This is a genomic window from Blastococcus sp. TF02-8 (assembly GCF_003319175.1).
Lineage (GTDB): Bacteria > Actinomycetota > Actinomycetes > Mycobacteriales > Geodermatophilaceae > Blastococcus.
Genome location: NZ_QOHK01000031.1, coordinates 1 through 541, shown reverse-complemented (window position 1 = coordinate 541; position 541 = coordinate 1). Strand labels below are relative to the sequence as shown.

Annotated in this window: 1 protein-coding gene; it reads left to right on the top strand. The window is 70.1% G+C overall.

Annotated elements, in window-relative coordinates; genetic code table 11:
• Window positions 1–25 precede the first annotated feature (25 nt).
• Window positions 26–541 (top strand): hydantoinase/oxoprolinase family protein (locus DQ237_RS19360; protein WP_304557989.1); only part of this gene is annotated, 516 nt, incomplete at its 3' end.

Here is a 541-nt window from a genome sequence, read left to right as displayed (position 1 = left end):
CGCGTAAGATCGTCGGCAGCGTCAGATGTGTATAAGAGACAGGATCCACGAGGAGCACCCGGACGCGGTCGTGTCGCTGTCCAGCGAGGTGCTGCGGGAGTACCGCGAGTACGAGCGGTCGGTGACCACGCTGGTCGACGCCGCGGTGAAGCCCAAGGTCGCCGCGTACGTCACCAACATCCGCACCCGGCTGGACGAGATCGCGCCGGGCGTGCCGTTCTACGTGATGAAGAGCAACGGCGGCGTGCTGTCGGCGGCCGAGGTAGTGCACCAGCCGATCGCCACTGTGCTCTCCGGCACGGCCGCCGGCGCCCTGGGCGCGGCGCTGATCGCGGGTGCGGCAGGCTTCGACCGGGTGCTCACCTGCGACGGCGGGGGTACCTCCACCGACGTCACCGTGGTCGTCGACGGGGAGCCGACACTGACCACCGAGGGCTCGGTCGGCGACCACCCGTCGAAGATCCCGATGATCGACGTGGTCACCGTGGGCGCGGGCGGCGGCTCCATCGCCTGGCTCTCCCCCGAGGGCACGCTCAAGGTG